At 71.8% G+C, this 23,101-nt stretch carries 24 protein-coding genes; 9 read left to right on the forward strand and 15 right to left on the reverse strand.

The window, feature by feature from the left end; translation table 11 throughout:
* Positions 1 to 117 precede the first annotated feature (117 nt).
* Positions 118 to 1,089, forward strand: a complete 972-nt coding sequence (locus L1857_RS17500) for a magnesium transporter CorA family protein (protein WP_094008353.1) — start codon at positions 118 to 120, stop codon at positions 1,087 to 1,089.
* A 30-nt stretch (positions 1,090 to 1,119) separates the two neighbouring features.
* Here the strand turns inward: L1857_RS17500 and L1857_RS17505 are convergent, their stop codons facing one another.
* Positions 1,120 to 1,656 carry a L,D-transpeptidase gene (locus L1857_RS17505; protein ID WP_094008352.1) on the reverse strand — a complete coding sequence of 179 codons (537 nt, stop codon included), beginning with the start codon at positions 1,654 to 1,656 and terminating at the stop codon, positions 1,120 to 1,122.
* Positions 1,657 to 1,817: 161 nt separating this feature from the next.
* On the opposite strand from L1857_RS17505, the gene L1857_RS17510 reads away from it, so the two are divergent.
* Positions 1,818 to 2,276 (forward strand): carboxymuconolactone decarboxylase family protein, encoded by a 459-nt coding sequence (locus tag L1857_RS17510; protein WP_094008351.1) that lies wholly within the window; start codon positions 1,818 to 1,820, stop codon positions 2,274 to 2,276.
* A 17-nt stretch (positions 2,277 to 2,293) separates the two neighbouring features.
* On the opposite strand, the gene L1857_RS17515 is transcribed toward L1857_RS17510, so the two are convergent.
* From L1857_RS17515 to L1857_RS17540, 6 genes are read right to left on the reverse strand one after another with little or no spacing between them, the layout of a single operon-like run.
* Positions 2,294 to 3,772 carry an aldehyde dehydrogenase gene (locus L1857_RS17515; RefSeq protein ID WP_240323359.1) on the reverse strand — a complete coding sequence of 493 codons (1,479 nt, stop codon included), beginning with the start codon at positions 3,770 to 3,772 and terminating at the stop codon, positions 2,294 to 2,296.
* Complete coding sequence (locus L1857_RS17520) at positions 3,759 to 4,490, reverse strand: alpha/beta fold hydrolase (RefSeq protein ID WP_249465640.1); 732 nt, start codon at positions 4,488 to 4,490, stop codon at positions 3,759 to 3,761. The genes L1857_RS17515 and L1857_RS17520 overlap by 14 nt, the downstream gene beginning before the upstream one ends.
* Entirely contained in the window at positions 4,487 to 5,038 is a 552-nt protein-coding gene (locus tag L1857_RS17525; protein WP_094008348.1) for an amino acid synthesis family protein, read from the reverse strand. Before L1857_RS17525 ends, L1857_RS17520 begins: the two co-directional genes overlap by 4 nt.
* Positions 5,039 to 5,629 (reverse strand): amino acid synthesis family protein, encoded by a 591-nt coding sequence (locus L1857_RS17530; RefSeq protein WP_249465643.1) that lies wholly within the window; start codon positions 5,627 to 5,629, stop codon positions 5,039 to 5,041.
* Positions 5,626 to 6,759: an LLM class flavin-dependent oxidoreductase gene (locus tag L1857_RS17535; protein ID WP_094008346.1), complete on the reverse strand. Its 1,134-nt coding sequence runs from the start codon at positions 6,757 to 6,759 to the stop codon at positions 5,626 to 5,628. The genes L1857_RS17530 and L1857_RS17535 overlap by 4 nt, the downstream gene beginning before the upstream one ends.
* 25 nt (positions 6,760 to 6,784) lie before the next feature.
* Entirely contained in the window at positions 6,785 to 7,429 is a 645-nt protein-coding gene (locus L1857_RS17540; protein WP_094008345.1) for a GntR family transcriptional regulator, read from the reverse strand.
* A gap of 143 nt (positions 7,430 to 7,572) precedes the next feature.
* Between L1857_RS17540 and L1857_RS17545 the strand changes: the two genes are divergently transcribed.
* Both L1857_RS17545 and L1857_RS17550 read left to right on the forward strand, forming a co-directional pair.
* Positions 7,573 to 8,058, forward strand: coding sequence for a flavin reductase family protein (locus L1857_RS17545; protein ID WP_094008344.1), 486 nt, complete (start codon positions 7,573 to 7,575; stop codon positions 8,056 to 8,058).
* A gap of 26 nt (positions 8,059 to 8,084) precedes the next feature.
* Complete coding sequence (locus L1857_RS17550; RefSeq protein ID WP_094008343.1) at positions 8,085 to 9,641, forward strand: BCCT family transporter; 1,557 nt, start codon at positions 8,085 to 8,087, stop codon at positions 9,639 to 9,641.
* Positions 9,642 to 9,668: 27 nt separating this feature from the next.
* On the opposite strand, the gene L1857_RS17555 is transcribed toward L1857_RS17550, so the two are convergent.
* From L1857_RS17555 to L1857_RS17570, 4 genes are read right to left on the reverse strand one after another with little or no spacing between them, the layout of a single operon-like run.
* Positions 9,669 to 10,550, reverse strand: a complete 882-nt coding sequence (locus L1857_RS17555; RefSeq protein ID WP_116113291.1) for a carbohydrate ABC transporter permease — start codon at positions 10,548 to 10,550, stop codon at positions 9,669 to 9,671.
* Positions 10,547 to 11,485: a carbohydrate ABC transporter permease gene (locus tag L1857_RS17560; RefSeq protein ID WP_249465645.1), complete on the reverse strand. Its 939-nt coding sequence runs from the start codon at positions 11,483 to 11,485 to the stop codon at positions 10,547 to 10,549. Before L1857_RS17560 ends, L1857_RS17555 begins: the two co-directional genes overlap by 4 nt.
* 1 nt (position 11,486) lies before the next feature.
* A complete protein-coding gene (locus L1857_RS17565) occupies positions 11,487 to 12,524 on the reverse strand; it encodes an ABC transporter ATP-binding protein (protein WP_094008340.1) in 1,038 nt (345 codons plus the stop codon).
* A gap of 3 nt (positions 12,525 to 12,527) precedes the next feature.
* On the reverse strand, positions 12,528 to 13,943 hold the full coding sequence (locus tag L1857_RS17570; protein ID WP_198958365.1) for an ABC transporter substrate-binding protein: 1,416 nt from the start codon (positions 13,941 to 13,943) through the stop codon (positions 12,528 to 12,530).
* A gap of 101 nt (positions 13,944 to 14,044) precedes the next feature.
* Between L1857_RS17570 and L1857_RS17575 the strand changes: the two genes are divergently transcribed.
* Positions 14,045 to 15,211 (forward strand): metallophosphoesterase, encoded by a 1,167-nt coding sequence (locus L1857_RS17575; protein WP_094008339.1) that lies wholly within the window; start codon positions 14,045 to 14,047, stop codon positions 15,209 to 15,211.
* Here the strand turns inward: L1857_RS17575 and L1857_RS17580 are convergent.
* Both L1857_RS17580 and L1857_RS17585 read right to left on the reverse strand, forming a co-directional pair.
* Positions 15,208 to 16,734 (reverse strand): Nramp family divalent metal transporter, encoded by a 1,527-nt coding sequence (locus L1857_RS17580; RefSeq protein WP_094008402.1) that lies wholly within the window; start codon positions 16,732 to 16,734, stop codon positions 15,208 to 15,210. The genes L1857_RS17575 and L1857_RS17580 overlap by 4 nt on opposite strands.
* A gap of 59 nt (positions 16,735 to 16,793) precedes the next feature.
* A complete protein-coding gene (locus L1857_RS17585; RefSeq protein WP_249465649.1) occupies positions 16,794 to 18,029 on the reverse strand; it encodes an MFS transporter in 1,236 nt (411 codons plus the stop codon).
* A gap of 38 nt (positions 18,030 to 18,067) precedes the next feature.
* Here L1857_RS17585 and L1857_RS17590 point away from each other — a divergent pair, with 38 nt between their 5' ends.
* Complete coding sequence (locus L1857_RS17590) at positions 18,068 to 18,520, forward strand: winged helix-turn-helix transcriptional regulator (protein ID WP_094008337.1); 453 nt, start codon at positions 18,068 to 18,070, stop codon at positions 18,518 to 18,520.
* Between the two features lie 25 nt (positions 18,521 to 18,545).
* Positions 18,546 to 18,776, forward strand: a complete 231-nt coding sequence (locus L1857_RS17595; protein WP_162830623.1) for a hypothetical protein — start codon at positions 18,546 to 18,548, stop codon at positions 18,774 to 18,776.
* Positions 18,777 to 18,783: 7 nt separating this feature from the next.
* Here the strand turns inward: L1857_RS17595 and L1857_RS17600 are convergent, their stop codons facing one another.
* Entirely contained in the window at positions 18,784 to 19,383 is a 600-nt protein-coding gene (locus L1857_RS17600; protein ID WP_116113299.1) for a TetR/AcrR family transcriptional regulator, read from the reverse strand.
* A gap of 105 nt (positions 19,384 to 19,488) precedes the next feature.
* On the opposite strand from L1857_RS17600, the gene L1857_RS17605 reads away from it, so the two are divergent.
* Positions 19,489 to 20,538: an NAD(P)-dependent alcohol dehydrogenase gene (locus tag L1857_RS17605; protein ID WP_249465652.1), complete on the forward strand. Its 1,050-nt coding sequence runs from the start codon at positions 19,489 to 19,491 to the stop codon at positions 20,536 to 20,538.
* Here the strand turns inward: L1857_RS17605 and L1857_RS17610 are convergent.
* On the reverse strand, positions 20,499 to 21,593 hold the full coding sequence (locus L1857_RS17610) for a LacI family DNA-binding transcriptional regulator (RefSeq protein WP_249465654.1): 1,095 nt from the start codon (positions 21,591 to 21,593) through the stop codon (positions 20,499 to 20,501). The genes L1857_RS17605 and L1857_RS17610 overlap by 40 nt on opposite strands.
* A gap of 137 nt (positions 21,594 to 21,730) precedes the next feature.
* Between L1857_RS17610 and L1857_RS17615 the strand changes: the two genes are divergently transcribed.
* Positions 21,731 to 23,071, forward strand: coding sequence for an MFS transporter (locus tag L1857_RS17615; protein WP_205413362.1), 1,341 nt, complete (start codon positions 21,731 to 21,733; stop codon positions 23,069 to 23,071).
* Positions 23,072 to 23,101 lie beyond the last annotated feature (30 nt).

Here is a 23,101-nt window from a genome sequence, read left to right on the forward strand (position 1 = left end):
ATGGCGGTCCCGGCGATGCGCGCCGCGCGCCCAGGATGCCGATGCGGAGTGGTTCCACCGAGAAACCCCCAGGTACTCCGGTGCGCGGTCGTCCGGCGCACAGCCTAGCGTGGGGGCATGGCTCGCACCCGCGTGTACCGCCACGGCGTTCTCGAGGCCGAGAACTTCCCGGCGGCCGAAATGTCCGAGTATCTCCAGGATCCGGCGACGGTGGTGTGGCTCGACCTCGCCGCACCGACCGAGGCCGACCTGGCGACCATCAGCGAAGAGCTCGGCCTGCACCGGCTCGCCGTCGAGGACGCGGTGCACGAGCACCAGCGGCCCAAGCTCGACCGGTACTCCAGCCACGCGTTCCTGACCGCCTACGCCGTGCGGCTGGACACCGGGACCGGCGTGCTGAGTTCCAGTGAGCTGGCCGCGTTCCTCACCGATCGCGCGCTGGTGACCGTCCGCAAGGACGAGCACTTCGACATCGAGGCGGTCGTGGACCGCTGGGACGCCTCCGCCGACCTCGCCAAGGGCGGCGTCGGCTTCCTCGTGCACGGGCTGCTGGACTACATCGTGGACACCCACTTCGAGGCGGTGCAGGCGATGGACGACCAGATCGAGTCGCTCGAGGACGGGGTGTTCGCCGAGCACGTCGACCACACCGGCATGCAGCGCCGGTCGTTGCGGCTGCGCAAGAGCCTGGTGTCGCTGCGGCGGGTCGTGCTGCCGATGCGCGAGGTGGTGAACTCGCTGATGCGCCGCGACCACCACCTCGTCGACGAGATGCTGATGCCGTACTACCAGGACGTCTACGACCACGTGCTGCGTGCCTCGGAGTGGACCGAATCGTTGCGGGACCTGGTCACCACGATCCGCGAGACGCAGCTGAGCCTGCAGGGCAACCGGCTCAACCTGATCATGAAGAAGGTGACCAGCTGGGCGGCGATCATCGCGGTGCCCACGGCCATCACCGGGTTCTACGGGCAGAACGTGCCCTATCCCGGGTTCGAGCAGCCGTGGGGGTTCTGGCTGTCCACCGCCGTGATCGTGGCGCTGTCCGGCGCGCTGTACGCGATGTTCAAGCGGCGCGACTGGCTGTGAGCCGTCCGGCCTCGATGCCGGACCGGGCGGTCAGAACACCGCGACCTCGGCGCCCACCGGCAGGGCGTCGTAGAAGAGGGCGGCGTCCCGCGCCGACAGGTGGACGCACCCGTGCGACGGGGTGTCCAGGCTGCCCTCGTGGAAGGCGATCCCGCCGGGGGCGAAGAACACCGAGTGGTTCATCGGGTCGCCGAACTCGGCGCTGGTGTGCTCGGCGTCCTTCCACTCGACGCGGAAGACACCGCGCGGGGTGGCGACGGAGTCCGGGGCGCCGGGGTCGCCGGGCATGATCGCGACCGGGCCGTGGGTGACCTCGCCGTCGTGCTGGAGCCAGGCCACGCGCCGCTCCTCGTCGACGCAGGCGCGGGCGGTGTCCGGGCACAGTTCGGTGCGCGGGGCCGGCGGCGCGGTGCTGGACAGCGGCATCGGCGGCGGAACCGGACGGGCGGCGGGCGCGGCGGCGGTCTCGGCCGGCGCGGCCTCCAGCACGGCCCACCCGGCGGCGAGGGTGAGCGCGGCGAGGGTGGTCCAGCAGGCCTGGCGCGCGGGGGAGCGAAGCGGTGCCACGGCCGCACCCTAGCGAGGGTGAGCAGTCCCGGACCCGGGAATGCGGCGGATTCCGGCCGATATCCACGAATTCGGGTGAAAGATCCCCGGGCGGGGTTTGGCGGCCTCCGGTCACACTTCCGGGCGGCCATCCGTCAGACCGGTGAACCGAGGAGGACACCATGACCACACGGATGAAGAACCCGGCCTACGTACTGCCCGACGGGATGAAGGGCATCGGCACGCTGCTGAAGGCTGTCAACGACAGCGGGCTGCCCGCCGCGGTGCGCGAGTTCACCGGGCTGCGGGTGAGCCAGATCAACGGATGCGCGGCGTGCGTGTACGGGCACGTCGCCGAGGCGCGCAAGGCGGGGGAGACCGACGAGCGCATCTTCAACGTCGCGGCCTGGCGGGAAGCGCCCTTCTACAGCGACGCCGAGCGGGCCGCGCTCGAGCTGGCCGAGCACGCCACCCGCCTGGCCGACCTCTCCCGGGAGGGCGTGCCGGACCGGGTCTGGGACGACGCCGCCGACCACTTCGACGAGCGGCAGCTGTCCGGGCTGATCCTGGCGATCGCGCTGACGAACCTGTTCAACCGCATCAACGTGACCATCAAGGAACCCGCGGGCACCACCTGGTAGGGACCGGCGCGGGACCCTCACGAGCGCAGCACGAACGGGTCCCGCGCCTCCTCTTCGCCGGTGTTGATCCACACGCTCTTCACGCGCGTGTACTCGCGCAGCACCTCGGTCCCGTGCTCCACCCCGAGCCCGCTCGCCTTGAAGCCGGACCGCGGGGACATCGGCGCCATCGCCCGGTAGGTGTTCACCCACACGGTGCCCGCCTCCAGCGCCGAGGCCATCCGGTGCGCCCGCGCCAGATCCCGCGTCCACACGCCCGCCGCCAGGCCGTAGCTGGTCGCGTTGGCCAGGCGCACGACCTCCTCCTCGGTGTCGAACGGCATCACCGTCACCACCGGGCCGAAGATCTCCTCCTGGCAGATGCGCATCGCGTTGTCGGTGTCCACGAACACCGTCGGGCTGTAGAAGAACCCGTCCCGGCCGGTCTCCGGGCGCCGGCCGCCGGCCAGCAGGCGCCCGCCCTCGGCCACCCCGATCCGCACGTACTCCTCGATCTTGTCCAGCTGACCGGCGAACGCGACCGGCCCCAGCTCGGTCTCCGGCTCCAGCGGGTCGCCGATCCGGATCGTCCCGGCCCGCTCGCACACCAGCTCCAGCACCTCGTCGTACACCGCGCGCTGCAGGAACACCCGGCTGCCCGCGATGCACGTCTGCCCGGCCGCGGCGAACACGCCCGCGATGATCCCCATCGCCGCCGCGCGCAGGTCGGCGTCGGCGAAGACGATGTTCGGCGACTTCCCGCCCAGCTCCAGCGTGACCGGCACGAACCGGGACCCGCAGGCGGCGGCGATCCGTGCGCCGGTGGCCGTGCTGCCGGTGAAGGTCACCTTCGCCACGTCCGGGTGCTCCACCAGCGGCGCCCCGGCCTCGGCGCCGAACCCGGTGACCACGTTGACCACGCCCGGCGGGAACCCGGCTGCGTCGAACAGCGGCGCCAGCTTCAGCAGCGACGCCGAGGTGTGCTCCGACGGCTTCACCACGACCGTGTTGCCCGCCGCGAGCGCCGGGGCCAGCTTCGCGGCGGTGAGCAGCAGCGGCGAGTTCCACGGCGTGATCGCGCCGACCACCCCGACCGGCTCGCGCATCGTGTAGTTGAGGATGTCCCGGCTCGCCGCGGGGATCACGTCGCCGGAGATCTTGTCCGCGTATCCGGCGTAGTAGTGGAAGTACTCCGGGATGCTCGCCAGCTGCGACCGCATCTCGCGCAGCAGCTTGCCGTTGTCGAGCGTCTCGGTGCGCGCCAGCTCCTCGGCGTGCTCGCCGATCTTGTCCGCCAGCCGCCGCAGCAGCCGCCCCCGCGCGGTCTGCGACAGGTCCCGCCACGACGGCGCCTCGAACGCCGCCCGCGCCGCGGCGACCGCCCGGTCCACGTCGGCCCGGGTCCCGCGCGCGGCCTCGTACCAGGGCTTCGCGGTGGCCGGGTTGACGCTCGGGAAGTACTCGCCGCCGGCCGGGGCGGTCCACTCGCCGCCGATGTAGTGGTCAAAGCTGTCCACGGTCAGCCTCCTCGGTGTGGCTCAGGATCTCCTCGGTCAGCAGGTCCGGCTCCTCCAGCGGCAGCAGGTGCCGCGCGCCGGGCACGACCACCGCCCGCGCGCCGGGGATCCGCGACGCCAGCAGACGCGTCATCTCCGGGGTGGACCCCGGATCGGCCGCGCCGGTGACCGCGAGCGTGGGCGCGGTGATCCCGCCGATCCGCGGCCACAGCCATTCGTCAGCCGTGGCGAACACGCGATAGCAGGCCAGGTACGACGCGTGGTCGTTGCCCAGCAACGTCCTGCGCAGCTCACCGGCCAGCTCCGGCTCGGCCGCCCGCCACTCCGGCGACATCCACCGGCCGATCGCGGCGTCCGCGGTCTCCGCCGGTGATCGTTGCGCCGCCGCCAGCCGGGCCCGCACCGCGGCGGCCTGCTCCGGCGTCCGGCGCGCCACCGAGCTGACCAGGGTCAGCGACCGCACCAGCCCCGGCTCCTCGACGGCGAGGCACTGCGCCACCAGCGCGCCGAGCGAGAAGCCCACGACGTGCGCGGGTTCGGCGGGCCGTACCGCCGCGGCGAGATCGGACACCGTGATCCCGCCGCCGGCCGGTGCGGCGCTGCCGTGCCCGGGCAGGTCGGGCGCGCTCACCCGGTGCCGCCGCCGCAGCGCGGGCAGGCAGCGGTCCCACATGCGGTGGTCGAGCCCGACCCCGTGCAGCAGGAGCAGCGGGCTCATTGCTCGCTGGACAGCGGCGCCAGGCGCGCGAGCGGCCTGCCCTGCGCGGCGGCGGCGAGCCCGACGACGATCTCGTCCGGGCGCGGCGCGTCGGGCACGCGGGCCTCGACGGTCTGGTGGTGCGACCGGATCGTCGCGTCGGTGACGTGCTTGAGCGGGATGTCGAACACGACCCCGGCGGGCGCGCGCTTCTCCACCGCCGGCAGCAGGGTGGTCGCCTCGGCGACCTTGCGGAAGTGGTCACCGAACTTGAGCGTGTGGATCAGGCCGGAGCCGTGCTCGATCTCGCCGTCCAGGCCCACGATCGCGGCCTTGCCGTAGGCCTCGATGGGCGCGCCGAGCGCCTCGGCCACGCGCGGCGCGAGCAGCGCGCCCAGCTCGGGGGCCACCTCGTCGATGACCGGCAGCAGGTCGGCGACGTAACCGCGGCCCGCCCACGGGTTCTCGATCACGGCCAGCACCACCGCGGTGCGGGCGACGGGGTCGACCGGCCGCTCGCCCTCGCGGTGCAGGTCCTCGGTCAGGGTGACGATCTTGCGCAGTTTCACTTAGACGCTCTCCAGGTCCTCGAGGATGTCCAGGCTCACGGCCGGATCGGTGGTGCGGTCGCCGATGCGCGCGTGCGGGCGCGGCCCGCTCGCGGCCGCCGCGATGACGACGATCTCGTCGCCGCGCGGCGCGTCCGGCACCCGCACCTGCACGGTCTGGTAGTGCGACCGGGTGGCCGCGGCGGTCTTGTGCCACACCGGCACGGTCAGCGCCGTGCCGGCCGGGCCGCGCTCGTCGGAGAAGACCACGATGGACGTTCCGTCGACGAGCTCCCGCAGGATGTTGCCGAAGTAGGGGGTGTGGATCAGGGCCGCGCCGTGCTCGATCTCGCCGTCCAGCCCGACGATCGCCGCCTTGCCGAACGCCGCGATCCGGCCGCCGAGCGCGGCCTCCAGCGCGCGGGTGAGGCGCTGGGCGAGCAGGGGAGCGGTGCGCGCGGCCTCCGGGCCCAGGTCGCCGACGAGCCCGCGGCCCGCCCACGGGTTGGTGATCACGGCCGCCGCGGCGGCGCGCCGGGTGGGTGACGTGGCCGGCGCGCCCGCCTCGGTGACGATCTCCTCGGTGACCGTGACCAGCTTGCGCAGGGTCATGAACCCGACCCGGTGAACCGCGGCATGACCTTCTCGGTGAACAGCTCCAGGCTGCGCATCGCGTGGCGGTGCTCCAGGCCCGGGTGCGTGGTCCACAGCAGCAGGTGCTCCAGGTTCAGCTCGCTGCGCAGCTCCGAGATCTTCTCGGCCACGTAGTCGGGAGTGCCGACGAGCAGGTTGCGGTCGGCCAGGAAGTCGTAGGACAGCCGGTGGTCCGGGGTCAGCTCCTCGCCGGCTTCCATCAGGTTGCCCAGGCCGCGGAAGTGCAGGATCCACTGGTACGAGGTCATCACGGCCTCTTCGAACCGCGCTCGCGCCTGCTCCATGGTGTCGGCGACGAACACGTCGCGCACCAGGCCGATGCCCTCGCCCAGCGCGTACTCGCGCCCGCTGGCCTCGCTCGCGGTGTCCCGGTAGAGCGCGAAGCGGTCCTTGAGCGCCGACACCGGCGGCATCCAGAACAGGCCCTGGACACCCTGCTTGGCCGCGCTGACGATCGAGCGCGGGCTGTCGATGACCTGCCACAGCGGCGGGTGCGGGCGCTGGAACGGCCGCGGCGTGACCGCCAGCTTGGTGATCACACCGTCCGAGGTGTACTCCGGCGTGGCCGGCGACATGGGGTGGTTCCACTTCACGCCCGGCTCCGGGAACGTGTAGAACTGCCCCGAGTGCTCGAAGAACTCGTTGCTCCACGCCTTCTTGAGGATCTCCACGGTCTCCTCGTACAGCGCGCGGTTCTGTTCCTGGTCGCGCGGATCGGCCAGCGAGTTGAGGTTGAGCGCCTCCCGCCCGTAGAGCCCGCGGCCCAGGCCGACCTCGACGCGGCCGCCGGAGGCCTGGTCCAGGAACGCGATGTCCTCCGCCAGGCGCAGCGGGTGCCAGAACGTCGCGATGTTGGCGGCCTGCCCGATGCGGATGCGGGAGGTGCGCGCGGCGATGTCCGCGCCCATCAGCACCGGGTTGGCGGTGATCTCGAAGCCTTCGTGGCCGAAGTGGTGCTCGGTGTACCAGATCGACCAGTAGCCGCCCTCGTCGGCGGCCCGGGCGAACTCGCGGGCCTCGTTCATCACCTGGGCGTAGTCGTCGAGGCGGCCGGGTGCGCCGAGGTTGTGGAAGATCGAAAACCGCATGCGTGCCTCCGAAGTGGATGGTGGGTCAGTCGGTCATGGCTTCGCGCTGGGACGAGCGCACGTGATCGCGCATCGCCGCTTCCGCGCCGAAGCCGTCCTTTTCCAGGATTCGTTCCAGGACGAGGTGGTGTTCGTTGAGCGAGGCGCCGAGCCGGCCCGGGTGCCGCAGCGTGGACACGACGATCCGGTGGTATGCCAGCTGGTTCATCAGGATCTGGTAGTGGTCGGCGAGCTTGCGGCTGTCCGCGCCCTGGATGAGCAGGCCGTGGAAGTCGTGCACCAGCTTCGCGTACCGCTCCACGTCGCCCCGGGCCACGGCCAGCCGGGACTCCTCGACGTTGGCCTCGAGCAGCTCGGTCTCGGCGACGCGGCCGCGGCGGGCCAGCAGGTTCGCGCCCAGGCCCTCCAGCACCGACTTCAGCTCGAACAACTCGCCCAGCTCGCGCCGGGACGGCTCGCGCACGAACGTGCCCACCCGGGGGACGACCTCGACCAGCCCCTCGGACTGCAGCTGCTGGATGGCCTCCCGGATCGGGGTCCGGCTGGTGCCGTAGGTCTCGGCGAGCGTGCCCTCGGAGAGCGCGCTGCCGGGCGGGTACTCGCCCTTGATGATCGCGTCGCGCAACTGGTCGAGGACGCGGGCCCGCGCCCCGCGACGAACTTCTTGCATGGCAGAGACGCTAACCCGCGCCGGGCGGGCTCGTCAACGATCGCGGCGCAAACAGCTTGTGATCGCAGGCAATCCCGTGGTCACGAGCCACTTCACACGGAATCGTTGACATCTCAGTGTGGCCCCGCTTACCGTCCTCTGGCATGCAAGCTGACGTGGTACGCCAACTCCACCGGACCTTCACCACCGGAGTCACCGTCGTCACCACCCTCGACGACGGCCGGCCGCGCGGCCTCGCGGTGAACGCGTTCTGCAGCGTCTCGCTGGACCCGCCGACCGTCCTGGTGTGCGTGCAGAAGAGCTCCACCACCCACGGCGCGCTGCTGCGCGCCGGGCACTTCGCGGTCAACATCCTCGCCGCGGACCAGGCGGACGTGGTCGCGGTGTTCGCGAGCAAGGCCGCCGACAAGTTCGCCACGCTGTCCTGGCGTCCCGGCCCGCACGGCAGCCCGCTGCTCGACGGCGTCGCCGCGGCCGCCGAGGCCGAGGTGACCGAACGCCGGGACGCCGGCAGCCACACCGTGTTCTTCGGCCGTGTCGTCGAGGCGGCGGCCACCGACGCCCCCGCGCTGGTCTACCGCGCGGGACGGCTGTTCGACCCCTCCGGGTTGGTGCCGATCCCGGCCTGACCCCTCCTCCCTCCCAAGGAGCACCCATGGCTCTCCGGCGATCGGGCCCGCGCGCGAGCGGGAAACTCGGATCGGTGTTCTACGTCTCGGTCGGCATCTGCGCGTTGTTCGTCGTGTGGGCGAGCGTGTTCACCGAGAACCTCACGACGGTCAGCTCGATGGCGCTGGACTGGCTGACCGGCGGTTTCGGCTGGGCCTACCTGGTGGTGAGCCTGGCGATGCTGCTGTTCCTGGTGTACCTGGCCTGCTCCCGGCACGGGCGCGGGCGGCTCGGCGGCCCCGGCGACCGGCCGGAGTTCAGCCGCTGGTCCTGGTACGCGATGATCCTCGCGGCGGTGATGGGCGTCGGGCTGATCTCCTACGGGGTCGCCGAGCCGATCGCGCACTTCGCCGCGCCCCCGCACGACCTGGCCGCGCCGGGCAGCCGGGAGGCCGCCGTGCTGGCGCTGCAGTACTCCTACTTCGACTGGGGCCTGCACGCCTGGGCGATCTTCGGGGTGTTCGGACTGGCGATCGGGTTCTCCACCTACCGCAAGGGCCGCCGCGGCCTGGTGAGCCCGATGCTGCGGCCGGTGCTCGGGCGCCGGGTCGACGGGTGGCTGGGCAAGGCGATCGACGTCCTGGCGATCTTCTCGACGATGTTCGGCACGACGACCTCGCTCGGCCTGGGCGCGGTGCAGATGAACAGCGGGCTCACCACGCTGTGGGGCGTGCCGTCGACCACCCTGGTGCAGGTGCTGATCATCGTGGCGGTCACCGGGTTGTTCACGCTGTCCGCGGTGACCGGCGTGCACAAGGGCATCCGGTTCCTGTCCGAGACGACGATGGGCCTGGCGGCGCTGCTGTTCGTGTTCCTGCTCGCGGTGGGGCCGACCGTGTTCGTGGTGAACCTGTTCGTGGAGTCGGTCGGCGCCTACGCCGACGGGTTCTTCGGGATGAGCCTGAAGACCAGCGCGTTCGGTGATCTGCCGTGGATGCAGAGCTGGACCTACTTCATGATGGCGTGGTGGATCTCGTGGGGCGCCTTCGTCGGCGTGTTCCTGGCGCGGATCTCCCGCGGCCGCACCATCCGCGAGTTCGTGGTGGCGGTGCTCGCGGTGCCCAGCACGGTGTTCTTCGCGTGGTTCGCGGTGTTCGGCGGATCGGCGATCGAGCGGGACTACTTCCACGGCGCGGACATCGCGGGATCGTCGGCGGGGGACGCGATCTTCGCGACGCTGGGGCAGTTCCCGCTGGCGGGGGTGACGTCGTTCGTCGCGATCGTGCTGGTGGCGCTGTTCTTCGTCTCCGGCGCCGACGCGAACACCTACGTGCTGGCGATGCTGTCCTCGCACGGGGTGGAACGGCCGAAGCGGGCGGTGCTCGTGGTGTGGGGCGTGCTCACCGGGGTGACCGCGGTGGTGCTCCTGCTGGCCGGCGGACTGAACGCCCTGCAGACGACGGTGATCATCACCAGCGCGCCGTTCGTGGTGCTGCTGGTGCTGCTCGCGGTGTCCTTCTGGAAGGAGCTGCGAGCCGAGCCGCGGGAGGAGGTCCTGGCGGAGGAGCTGGAGACGGAGCTGGAACGGACGCCGGTCAGCTAGGGCCACCGCCCCGCCGCGACGTGACGATCACTCCTTGACCGCGCCCATCGTGAACCCCGCGACGAAGCGGTCCAGGAACCAGTTGAACACGAACGCGATCGGCACCGCCACGAGCACCGTCGCGGCCTGGAGTGACTGCCAGAAGAACACGTCGCCGCGGATGAGTTGCGTCGGGACTCCCGTGCTGACCGGCATCTGGCCCGTCGGCGCGACGAACGCCAGCGCGTAGATGAACTCGCTGGCGGTCAGGGTGAACGCGAACACCACCACCGCGACGATGCCGGGGAACGCCAGCGGCACCACCGCCCGCAGGAACGCGCCCACCCGGCTGTACCCGTCGACCATCGCCTGTTCCTCGATGTCCTTCGGGATCGTCTTGAGGAACCCCATCAGCAGCCACGTCGACACCGGGATCGTGATCGTCGGGTAGACCAGCACCAGCGACCACGTCGAGTCCTGCAGCCCGACCGCCACCACCATCCGCGACAACGCCAGGAACAGCAGGCTCGGCGGCACCAGGTACACGAGGAAGATCCCGATCGCCATGGGACCGGACCACGGCCGGTCCAGCCGCGCCAGCGCGTACGCCGCGGGCAGCCCGAACGCGAGCGTGATCAGCACGACCAGCACCCCGACCAGCAGGGTGTTGAGCACGAACGTGCCGAACGCGGTGTCGGTGAACAGGTAGGTGACGTGGTCGCTCGTCGGCGGCCGGTTGAACAGGAACGGGTTGTTGAGCGGGTTGTACAGGTCCCGGTTCTGCTTGAAGGCGGTGATCAGGCTCCACAGGAACGGCGCCGCGCAGACCAGGGCGGCCAGCACCGCCGCGAGGTACAGCCCGATGCGCGCCGAGACGTGCCGCCGCGCGTAGCGGCGCCGCTGCCGGCCGGCCTCCTCCGCGGTCGTCATCGCACCTCGATCCGGCGCACCGCGCGCAGGATGAGCACCGCGGCGGCGAGCAGCAGCGGGAACAGGAACAACGCGATGACCGCGCCCTGGGCCACGTCGCCGCCGTCGATGCCGCGGTAGAACGCCCAGCTCGCCAGCACCTGGGTGGCGTCGTTCGGCCCGCCGCGGGTGAGCACCCGGACCACGGCCATGTCGGTGAACGTGAAGATCGCGCCGAACAGGGCGGCGATCGCGGCCACCGGCAGCACCAGCGGAATCGTGATCTCGAACATCCGGCGCCAGTACCCGGCCCCGTCGACGCGGGCCGCCTCGTCGATGTCCTTCGGGATGGACATCAGCCCGGCCATCATGATCACCGCGGCCAGCGGCGTCAGCCGCCACACGTGCACCGCGATCAGCGACCCCATCGCCAGGTCCGGCTCGCCCAGCCAGTACACGTTCTGCACCGGGCCGAGCGCGCCGAACTGCCGCAGCACCCAGTCGATCGGCGAGTAGATCGAGTCCAGCAGCCACAGCCAGGAGATCGACGACAGCGCCACCGGCGTCGTCCACGGCAGCAGGACGAGGAACCGCACGACCCACTTGCCGCGGAAGTCGGCGACGAGGATGTTGGCGAGCACCTTGCCCAGCAGCACGATCAGCACCATCGACACGACCGTGAACAGGAACGTGTTGCGCAGGCTGCGCCAGAACACCGGGTCGTCCAGCACGGCCTCGAAGTTGCGCAACCCCACCCAGTCGAACGACGGGTCGCCCGCGCTCACGTCGGAGAACGCGAACGCGATGGCGAGCACGAACGGCACGCCGATCAACGCCACGATGTAGAGGATGCTCGGCACCAGGAACGCCCACGCCAGCACGCCGTCCCGGTCGGCCATCCGGCGCCGCGCCGGAGTCACCCCGGGCCGGGTGGCGGTGTCCGCGGTGGTCGCCATGTCAGCCGTCCAGCCGGACCGGGGCCGCCCGCTGCCCGGTCCGGGAGTCGAAGAACCGCAGCCGCCGCGCGGGCACGGCGAAGGAATGCGTCCGCCCGGCGGTGATCGGGGTGTCCACAGTGGCCGGCAGCCGGGCGACCACCCGGGTGCGCTCGCCGATGCGCGACACCGTGCCGTAGACGTGCCGGTCACCGGAGAGGTACTCCATGCGGTCCACCTCCAGCGGCACCGTCACCCGCTCGCCGGGCACCACCTCGGCCGGCAGCAGGTGCTCCGGGCGGAACCCGACGAGCCTGCCGTCGTGCGGGATGAGGTTCATCGGCGGGGAGCCGATGAACGTCGCGACGAACGTGTCGGCCGGGTCGTCGTAGACCTCCACCGGCGGGCCGGTCTGCACCACCCGGCCCGCGTTGAGCACCGCGATCCGGTCGCCCAGGCCCATCGCCTCGGCCTGGTCGTGCGTGACGTAGATCGTGGTGGTGCCCAGGTCCTCCTGGAAGCGCTTCAGCTCGTCCCGGGCGCTGGCCCGCAGCTTGGCGTCCAGATTGGACAGCGGCTCGTCGAGCAGGAACACCTGCGGATCGCGCACCATCGCGCGGGCCAGTGCCACCCGCTGCCGCTCGCCGCCGGAGAGCTGCCGCGGCTTGCGGTTCAGCAGCGGCTCGATGCCCAGCAGCCCGGCCGCCCACCGCGCCTTGCGCTCCCGCTCCTCCCGCTCCATCCCGGCCGCGCGCAGCGGGAAGACGATGTTCGCCAGCACCGTCTTGTGCGGGTAGAGCGCGTAGCTCTGGAACACCATCGCGATCTGCCGCGCCCGCGGCGGCAGCCCGGTCACCACGTGGCCGCCGATCAGGACGTCGCCGCTGGTCGGCTGCTCCAGGCCGGCGATGGTGCGCAGCAGCGTCGTCTTGCCGCACCCGGAGGGGCCGAGCAGCACCAGGTACTCGCCGGCCGCGGCGGCCAGGCTCACGCCGTCGATGGCGTGCACCCGCCCGCCGTCGAACTCCTTCACCAGCTCCCGGACCTCGACGACGGCCATGGCTCAACCGCCGACGAGCCCGGCCGCACGCCACTTCGCGAAGATGGCGTTGACCTGGTTCTCGGCCTCGGCCACCGACTGCTGCGGCGTCATCTCCCCGCGCGCCGCCCTGGCGAACATGTTGGGCACCACGAACGTGCTGAACACCTCGCCGATCGCGGTGCTCGCCGGGCCGGGGTGGCCGATGTTGGCGCTCCACGGGACCGCGTCGGCCAGCAGCTTCAGCTTGTCCGGCGGCTTCGAGCCGAACGGGTCGCTGGCCAGCCAGCCCGGCAGCTCCGGCGTCAGACCCGACCACGCGCAGAAGTCGTAGAGCTTCGAGGCGTACGTGGCCGCCTTGAAGTTGGCGGTGTAGTGCAGCAGGAACTCCTTCGCCGCGTCGGCGCCGGTGGCGTGCTGCGGGACGATCCAGTTGTAGAGCACGTGCTGCGCGGCCAGTGCGGCCCGCGGCCCGCGCAGCGCCGGGACGAAGAACGTGTCGTCGGCGACGTCCGGGTTGGAGGTGGCCGCGGTGCGCCAGGCGGAGATCGAGTTGACGATGTAGGACAGCTTCCCGGCGACCAGGCCCTGGTTGTTGCTGGCCGCGTTCCAGGAGAACACCTCCGGCGTCATCGCCTGCTGGTAGAGCCGCGTCATGTACTCGATCGCCGCGATCGTCTCCGGCGAGTTGATCACCACGCGCTCGTTCTCGTCCTGCACCGACGCGCCGTAGGACCACATCAGTGCCCGCAGCACCATGTTCGAGTCGATCTCCTGCGACATGCCCAGGCCGAGCGGGACGCCCTTGCTCCGCTTGATCTCCGCGGCGCCGGTGAGCAGCTCGTCCCAGGTGGACGGTCCGTTCGGCAGGCCGACCGGTTCCCACAGCGAGCGGCGGTAGTTGCCCGGGTCGGGCACCCAGCCGGGGGAGTAGGCGTAGAACTTGCCGGTGGCCGGGTTGCGGCTGGACTTCTCGCACAGCGGCAGCTGCCGGCCCCAGCGCCGGTTCGCCTCGGCCACCAGGTCCTTCATGTCCAGCACGCTCGGCTCGAACTGGGACAGCGTCGCGATGTACTGGATCAGGTCGTGTCCCTGCCGGGCCTGGATCTCGGCCGCGATGCGGGTCGGGATCTGGGCCTGGTCGATGTGGTCCACGGTGACGTTGACGCCGACGCGGGAGCCCCAGTCGCGGGCGAACCGGTCGAACCACTCGTCGTGGCTGGGCACGAAGTGGCTCCACAGCAGGATCCGCAGGTCACCGGAGAGCCTGGTGGCGGGCTCGGTGAAGACCTCCTGCGGCGCCTGCCCGGGAGCGGTGCCGGTGCCGCCGGGATCCTCCTCCGAGGCGCAGGCGCCCAGCGCCGCCGACCCCAGCGTCAGGGCTGCCGCCGCGCGCAGCACGTCCCGCCTGCTGTGCCGTGAACCGAGGAAGTCGTTCATCTCGACTCCTCCCCGTGGGGGTGGCTCGGGAAGCGTAGCCAGATAGTGTAGCGGTAATGTGATCCGTAACACACTCCGTAACCGATCTGGGATGCTTTCGCGTGGTCGTGATCATCGCCCTGGTGTTCGTCGTCGTGCTGGCGGCGGTGGCCGCGTTCCACTGGTGGGCCTGGCGCCGCCTGGTCCGCGACGCGCTGCCCCGCGGCTCGGTGTGGCGACGGGTGGCGACCGGGGTGCTCGTGGCCGGGCCGGTGCTGATGGTGGCCGCGCCCCTGAGCGAGCGGGCCGAGGCGCCGTACTGGCTGGTGCGGGTCGTGTCCTGGCCGGGGTTCGTCTGGATGGCGGTGTGCGTGTACCTGCTGCTGGCCCTGCTGGCCGGCGAGGTGGTGCGGCCGCTACTGCGCCGGTGGCTCGCCCGCCGCGACGCCGGGCCGGTGCCGGAGGAGACGGCGGTGACGCGGCGGGTGTTCGTGTCGCGGGTGGTGGGCGGCGCAACGGTGGCCGCGGTGGCGGGGACCGTCGGCTACGGCGCGCACAGCCTGTTCAGCGGTCCCCGGGTGCTGGACGTGACGGTGCCGCTGGCGAAACTGCCGCGCAGCGCGGACGGGTTCCGGATCGCGGTGGTCAGCGACATCCACGTCGGCCCGCTCCTCGGCCGCGGGTTCACGCAGCACGTCGTCGACACGATCAACGCCACGTCGCCGGACCTGGTGGCGGTGGTGGGGGACCTGGTCGACGGGGACGTCGAGGACCTCGCGCCCGCGGTGGCGCCGCTGGCCGGGCTGCGGTCGCGGCACGGCACCTTCTTCGTGACCGGCAACCACGAGTACATCTCCGGCGCCGGGCAGTGGGTCGGCCACGTCCGGACCCTGGGCATGCGGCTGCTCGCCAACGAGCGCGTCGAGCTGCCCGGCTTCGACCTGGCCGGGGTCAACGACGTCCGCGCCGGCGAAGGGGAAGGCCCGGACTTCGCCAAGGCGCTCGGCGGCCGCGACCCCGCCCGGGCCGCGGTGCTGCTCGCGCACCAGCCGATCGTCATCGACCAGGCCGTCGCGCACGGCGTCGACCTCCAGCTGTCCGGGCACACCCACGGCGGGCAGTTCTGGCCGGGACACCTGGTGGTGGACGGCATCCAGCACACGCTGGCCGGCCTGACCCGCCACGGCGGCACGCAGCTCTACGTCACCCGCGGCGCGGGCGCGTGGGGACCACCGGTGCGGGTCGGCGCCCCGCCCGACATCACGGTGGTCCGCCTGGCGTCGCTCTAGAACTTGACCAGGGCGCTCCCGGTGAACAGCTCGTACACGAAGTTGATGAAGAAGAACCCGAAGAACGCGAAGTTCAGCAGCAGGATCACGTAGTGCCACGGCCGTGGCCGCGCCGCCTTCGGCAGCCGCGAGTTCAGGTACATCAGCGCGAACGGGAAGATCAGCGCGCCCAGGTTCGACATGTTCGCCGAGGTCTGGACCAGGTCCGTGGGCAGGGCCAGGTGCATCGCCCCGGCGATCACCGCCAGCACGACCAGCATGAACGGGAAGTAGAACCGCCGCGGGTCGCCCTCGATGAGGCGGCGGATGCGCGGGCTGCTCGCGTGCGTGGCGTCGGTGAAGTTGCGCACCAGCGCCTCGAAGATGCCCAGCTGCGTGGAGAACAGCACCAGCACGCCGACGACCAGCATCAGGTAGAACATCCACGACCCGTACTGGGCGCCGAGCTGGGTGGCGGTGAACGTCGGGACGTTGGCCGACGTCGGCCGTTGCCCGCTGGTCGCCACGATGTGCGACATCAGCACGGTCGGCAGCAGCATGCCGACCATCGCGCCCACGAAGAACACGCCCCACAGGTCGATCAGCAGCAGCCGGTACCACCGCTTCCACCGGCTGGTGTTCGCCGCGTCGTCCGGGAACGTCACGCCGGAGTGGCGCAGCTCGGTCCGCCCGCCGCGCAGGCCGGAGATGAACCCGACGCGGTAGCCCATGCCGTAACCCTTGTCGCGGTAGTGGTTCATCACGTACCAGTTCAGCCCGGACGCCAGCGCGGTGAACCCGGCCAGCCCGCCGAGCTGGGTCGCGGTGATGCCCTCCGGGGGCGCGGCCGGCGTCACCAGGCCGCGCACGCCGTCCCACCACACCGATCCGGGCACGACCGTGATCGTGACGACCAGCAGGACCAGCAGCAGGGTGCCGACCATCAGCCAGTTCGCCAGCTCCAGCGTGCGGGAGATCTTGCGCGCCAGCACCGTGATCAGGAAGACCACCAGCAGCAGCCCGATGCCCAGCAGGCGGACGTACTCCAGCTCGCCGGGCCGGTGCGGCCGCCCGGCGATCAGCGCGAACAGCCCCTGGCCCGCGCCGGCCGCCCAGCCGCCGAAGATGAACGCGAAGTACAGCACCAGCAGGGAGAACGGGATCCACAGCTTGGCGCCCGGCGGCACCCGCCCGAAGCCGACGATGGGCACCTCTCCGGTGGCGACGACGTAGCGGGAGACCTCGACGTTGTAGAAGGTCTGCAGCAGCGCCGACACCGTGATGACCCAGCCGACCCCGACGAACCCGAACGTGCCCACCGCCTGCGGCCCCAGCAGCCACTCGCCGCTGCCGATGGAGATGCCCAGCGCGATGAGGCTCGGGCCGATCACGAACTGGACGATCTGCACCGCGCCGAGGCGGCGGACCCGGAACACCTCCTCCGGCTCCGGCAGGTCGTCCACCGCGAGCGGGGGCCTGCTGACGCCGATCTGGTACTCACCGACCGCGGCCGGGGGAACCGGCCTTCCGGATGCGTCGACCATGACCACCTCCGAGCCCGATACGGACTTTCCGGGCAGTAAGCACCCGGGTGTGCGCCGGGTCAAGGGGTCGCGCGCAAGTCGTGACCTTCGGCTCCGGAGACGTGCTCAGGTGGCTGCTCGCCGGGTCGCGATCGCCCAGCCCGCCGTTCGGCGAGTGCCCACGTGACCAGGGCGCACAGCGCGAACGCCGCGCCGAGCAGCGTGGGGCCGCTCCAGCCCGCGGCGTCGAACAGCGCGGTCGTCGCGGCGGCGCCGAGCGCCGAGCCGAGCGAGTAGAAGACCATGTAGCCGCCGATCGTGCTGCTGGTGCGGCTGGGGAAGGCGCTCGTGAGGACGTGCTGGTTGCCGACGTGCACCGCCTGCACGGCGAAGTCGAGCACGATCACCCCGGCGATCAGCAGCGGCAGCGACCAGCCGAGCTGCCCGATCGCGAGCCAGGAGCCGATCAGCAGGACCAGCGCGACGCCGCCGACCCGGCCCGCGTGCCCGGCGTCGGCCCAGCGCCCGGACCGGGCGGCGCCCAGCGCGCCGGCGAGCCCGGCCACCCCGAACAGCCCGATCTGCGCCTCGCTGAAGTGCCACGGCGCACCGGCCAGGGGCAGCGCCAGACCGCTCCACAGCGTGCCGAAGGAGGCGAAGAGGAAGAACGCGATCAGCCCGCGGCCGAGGAACACCGGCCGGGTGAACAGCCCGGCCAGCGACCGGAGGATCCGCCCGTACCGTTCGCCGCCGGCGCGGACGTCCGGCGGCAGCGCGACCAGGGTGAGCACGCCGAGGACGGTGGCGAGGACCGCCAGGGCGAGGTAGCTGCCGCGCCAGCCCCAGGCGTCCGCCACGCTTCCGGTGACCACCCGGGCGCCGAGGATGCCGACCACCACGCCGGAGGTGACGACGCCGAGGGTGCGCCCGCGCTCCCCGGCTGGGGAGATCGCGGCCGCGTAGGCGACGGCGGTTTGCACCACCACGGCGAACGCGCCTGCCAGGGCGAGGCCGCCGAACGCCATCCACGCGACCGGCGCGGCCGCGGTGATCGCCAGCCCGGCCGCCACCAGCCCGAGGTGCGCGGCGATGAGGCGCCTGCGGTCGAGCAGGTCGCCCAGCGGCACCAGCAGCACCAGCCCGGCGAGGTAGCCGAGCTGCCCGGCGGCCACCAGCCAGCCGACCGAATCGCGGGGGACACCGAGGTCGTGCCCCATCGGCCCGAGCACCGGCTGCCCGGCGTAGACCCCGGCGACCGCCACCCCGCACACCACCGCCAGCAGCAGCCTCGTTCCCCTGCCCACCCGCGCCTCCATTCGGTTTCAAATTGCAACTCTTTGGAGAGTAGGGCAGAATGGTTTCACAATGCAACTCAGGGGAGGGTCACGTGTGGACGGATCCGGACTGCCCGGTCGCGCGGGCGGCGGACGTGGTCGGGGACCGGTGGAGCCTGCTGATCATCCGGGACGCGATGGACGGCGCCCGCTCGTTCACCGAGTTCCAGCAGCGCACCGGCATCGCCCGCAACATCCTCGCCGACCGGCTCCGCAGGCTCGCCGCGCACGGCCTGATCACGCAGGTCGAGGCGTCGTCGGGCAAGCGCCGGGTGTACGCGCTCACCGCGGCGGGCAAGGACCTGTTCCCGGTGATCGTCACGCTCCGGCAATGGGGTGAGCGGCACGCCTACGGGCCCGGGGAGACGCATTCCGTGCTGGTCGACGAGGAGGGCGCGCTCGTGCCGCCGGTGGTCCCGGTGGCCGCGGACGGACGGCCGCTGACCAGTGACACGACCTCGGTGCGCAAGTAGTGTGCGAAGCGTGCGGCGGGTTGGCGTGACGGACGAGGAACTGCTGGTGGAGGTCGCCCTGACGCGGCTGGACCACCCGGACCTCGACCTCGAGGAGATCGCCGAGCTGGTGGTGCGCAAGGCCGGCCCGGGCACCGTGCTGGAGTTCGCCTCCCGCAACCTGGCCGAGCGGCGGGAACTGCGCGGCACGATGTTCGCCGCGGCCGTCGAGCACGTGCTGCGGGTCGTGCTGACCCTGCGGGGCCCCGCGGACTGACCGGCCGCTACCGGCCCGTGGTGGCGCGGTGGCCTTCGATCATCACCCGGGCCGCCGCGATCGACTTGGCGACCACCTGCTCCGGCGGGTAGCCGTGTTTGACGAAGACCCCGTCGAGCCAGAACATGCCGTAGCCGTGCGCCTGGGTGAACAGCTGCTCCATCAGCTCGAGCGCCTCCGTAGGCTCGTCGCACAGGCGCAGGCACAGCATGAGGAACTGGTCGGTCAGCACGCGGGTGTTCTCGTGCAGCTCGGTGTGCCCGGGGCCGTGCAGGCCCTCGGCGTAGATCAGGTTCATGCCGGCGCGCCGCCGGATCAGGTAGGCGGTGTAGGCGCCGGCCGCCGCGGCCAGCGCGTCGGCCGGGCCGGCCTCCCGCTCGATCGCGGCCCGCACCTCGCCGGCCAGCTGGCCGGCCACGGTGGCGGCGACGGCGGCCAGCAGGCTCTCCCGCTCCGGGAAGTGCCGGTAGGGCGCGCCCGGGCTGACCTTGGCGCGCCGCGCGACCTCGGCCACCGAGAAGCCGGCCACGCCCCGCTCGGCGATCAGGTCGAGGGACACCCGGACGAGCTCGTCACGCAGGTTGCCGTGGTGGTACTTGCCGCCCATGGCGTGGATCACATCCCCCGGCCGGAATATGTAAGAGCCCTCTTACGTCGTTGATGTATGAGGGCTCTTACAGTATGCCCCGAAACGGCGTTTCCCGGAGGATTCATGACCACGACCACGCACGCTATCGCTGTCCCGTCGCCGGGCGCGCCCCTGGCGCCCACCACCATCGAGCGGCGGGACCTGCGACCGGACGACGTGCTGATCGACATCGCCTTCGCCGGCATCTGCCACAGCGACATCCACCAGGCCCGCGAGGACTGGGGCGAGGCGATCTTCCCGATGGTGCCCGGCCACGAGATCGCCGGTGTCGTCGCCGCCGTCGGCCCCGAGGTGACGAAGTACCGGGTCGGCGACCGCGTCGGCGTCGGCTGCATGGTCGACTCGTGCGGCGAGTGCGAGTACTGCCGGGCCGGCACCGAGCAGTTCTGCGTGCGGGGCAACGTCCAGACCTACAACGGCGTCGGCTTCGACGGCGAGAAGACCTACGGCGGCTACAGCAGGCAGATCGTCGTCAAGGAAGCCTTCGTGTGCCGGATCCCCGAGGGCATCGGCCTCGACGTCGCCGCACCCCTGCTGTGCGCCGGGATCACCACCTACTCGCCGCTGCGGCAGTGGGGCGCGGGCCCGGGCAAGAAGGTCGCCGTGGTCGGGCTCGGCGGGCTCGGCCACATGGCGGTCAAGCTCGCGGCCGCGATGGGCGCCGAGGTCACCGTGCTCAGCCAGAGCCTGAAGAAGCGGGAGGACGGCCTGCGCCTGGGCGCCACCGGCTACTACGCGACCGGCGACGAGGGCACGTTCGAGGCGCTGCGCGGCCGGTTCGACCTGATCCTCAACACCGTGTCGGCCAAGCTGCCGGTCGACGCCTACCTGGGCCTGCTGCGCGTCGGCGGCGCGATGGTCAACGTCGGTGCTCCCGGCGAACCGTTGTCCTACAACGCGTTCTCGCTGCTGGGCGGCAACAGGGTGCTGGCCGGTTCGATGATCGGCGGGATCGCCGAGACCCAGGAGATGCTCGACTTCTGCGCCGAGCACGGCATCGGCGCCGAGATCGAGACGATCTCCGCCGATCAGGTCAACGAGGCCTACGAGCGCGTGGACAACAGCGACGTGCGCTACCGCTTCGTGATCGACGCGTCCACGATCGGCGCGTGACGATCCGCCCCGGCGCGCCTGACCGTCCTACCGGGACGGTCACGCGCGCCGGGTGGACGCGCGCAGGTGCAGCACCGGGGCGATGACCAGTGGTTCCCGGGGTTCCCCGCCCCGGACAGCCGCGCGAGCATCAGTTCGACCGCGTGCTCGGCGAGCTTCTCGTGGTTGAGGTCCATCGCGGTGATCGGCGGGGACGCGGTGCGGGAGTGCTCGGTGTCGGTGAGCGAGGCGACCATCAGATCGTCCGGAACCCGTAGCCCCTCGGCGGCCGCGACGCGCGTCACCAGCGCCGCGAAGTCACTGGTGGCGATGATGACCGCGTCCGGGCGGCTTCGGCCGGTCAGCAGCGGACGCACCGCCGCCGCCGCGTCGTCCGGGGTCAGGCCCTCGCTGAGCACCTCGACCCGCGGTGTGCGGCGGCGCCGGGCCGACCACGCGAGGTAGGTCTCCCTCGTGCGCCGGTTCCACGCGTTGTCCTCGGTGCCGGTGAACAGCGTGATCCGGCGGGCGCCCTGCTCGCGCAGGTGGTCCAGCAGCGCGGTGACGACCGCCGGGTAGTCGAGGCGGACGGCCCACGGGAAGCCGGGCCGCTCCGGGTCCTCCTCGACGGTGACCACCGGGATCCCGCGGCGCGTCAGTTCCGTGAGCACCGAGTCGTCGCCGTACGGGTGGGCCACGATGCAGCCGTCCATGGGCACCCGCGCGACCGACGGGTCGTCGATGTCGGGCACGTGGATCAGCCCGGTCTTGCGCCGCAGCATCTCGGTGGCGATCGAGCCCACCAGGCGGTTGAACGTTTCGGCCCGGTCCGGGGTGCCGGTGACCGCGTAGCGCGGCCGCAGCACCAGCCCGACGATGCCGGACCGCCCGGTGCGCAGCGAGCGCGCGCTCGGGTTCGGGTCGTAGCCCAGCTCGGCGGCGGCGCGCAGGACGCGTTCCCGGGTGGCCTGCGAAATCGGCCTGCTGCCGGAGAACGCGTGCGACACGGTGCTGATCGCGACCTGGGCGCGTTCGGCCACCTCCCGGATCGTGACCTTCGCGGCCGGTCTGCTCACCCCGCCCACCCTCCTGTCCGGACACCCTGGACCCGGCACCCAGTATCGCCCACGACCCGTCCGGCTCTTGACAGTCCCGGCCGCGGGCGCGTTTCATGGCCCGAATCATCAAATCGTTTTGACGAAGGTGGTGGGCGATGACCTCCGAGGGCGGAGCAGCCATCCCGGACAGCGACCGCGCCGCGCCGGTGTCCGTCGGCGACGTGTGCGACCGGATGACCCTCAGCCGCGCCCACCTCGTCGCGGGCGCGGTCCTGTTCTTCACCTTCGTCATCGAGGCGTGGGAGCAGGTCGGGCTCGTGTACGTCTCGACCGGCATCGGCGACGACTTCGGCGTCGACAACACGCGGCTGGGCTGGGCGCTGTCGGCCGTCGCGTTCGGCATGGTGCCGGGCGCGCTGCTGTGGGGCGTGATCATCGACCGGCTGGGCCGCCGCCGCGTCACCGTGCTGAGCCTCATGATCTACGCGGCGCTGGCCCTGCTGGCCGGGGTGGCGCCGGAGTTCTGGATGTTCCTGGTGCTGCGGTTCGCCTCCGGCATCGCCTTCGGCGGCGTGTACTCGGTGACGTTCCCGTACTTCCTGGAGCTGCTGCCCACCCGGTGGCGTGGTCAGGGCGCGGTCGCGCTGTCGATCGGGTTCCCGGTCGGCACGTTGCTGTGCATCCTGGTCAGCCAGACCCTGGGCGCGGTCAGCTGGCGGGCCGTGGCGATCGTGGCCGCGCTGGCCGGGCTGTGGGCGCTGGCGGTGCTGCGCTGGGTGCCGGAATCCCCGTACTGGCTGGCCAAGCAGGGCCGCCACGCCGACGCCGCTCGCGTGTTGCGCCGCCTCGGCGCCGGAATCGGCGAGGACACCCGGTTCCGGGTCGACCACGAGGGCCGGGGCGGGGACCTGCGCGGGCTCTTCCGCGGCCGCGTGCGGACGCGGTTCCTCCTGCTGCTCGTCGTCTCGTTCACCTTCAGCTGGGGCTACTGGGGGCTGCAGACGTGGCTGCCGGTGCTGTTGCAGGGCCGCGGCATGAGCGTGTCCGGCGCGCTGTGGTTCGTCGCCGTCACCCAGCTGGTGTCCGTGCCCGGGTACCTGCTGGCCGCGTGGCTGACCCGGCGGCAGGGCCGCAAACGCGTGTTCCTCTGGTTCGTGCTCGCCTCCGCCGCCGGCGGGGTGCTGTTCGGGATCGCGGCGAACGCCGGCCAGATGTACGCGGGCAACCTGGTGCTGGCGTTCTTCTCGCTCGGCGCGTGGGGCATCTGGAACACCTGGGCCGGCGAAGCCCTGCCGACCAGCCTGCGCGGTCTCGGCTACGCGTGGATCACCTCGGCGATCCTGCTGGCCAACACGGTCTCGGTGCCCGTCATCGGCGCGATGATGGACCACGGCGTCCCGTCCGTCGCCGTCATCGGCTCGATCGTGGCGTTCCTCGTCGTCGCGCTGCTGGCCGTGCTCCCGCTCCCGGAGACCGAGGGCCGGGCCCTCGACTGACGCCGTTTCCGCCGCAACGACAAGGAGTTT

The organism is Amycolatopsis thermalba (assembly GCF_023376025.1).
GTDB lineage: Bacteria > Actinomycetota > Actinomycetes > Mycobacteriales > Pseudonocardiaceae > Amycolatopsis_E > Amycolatopsis_E thermalba.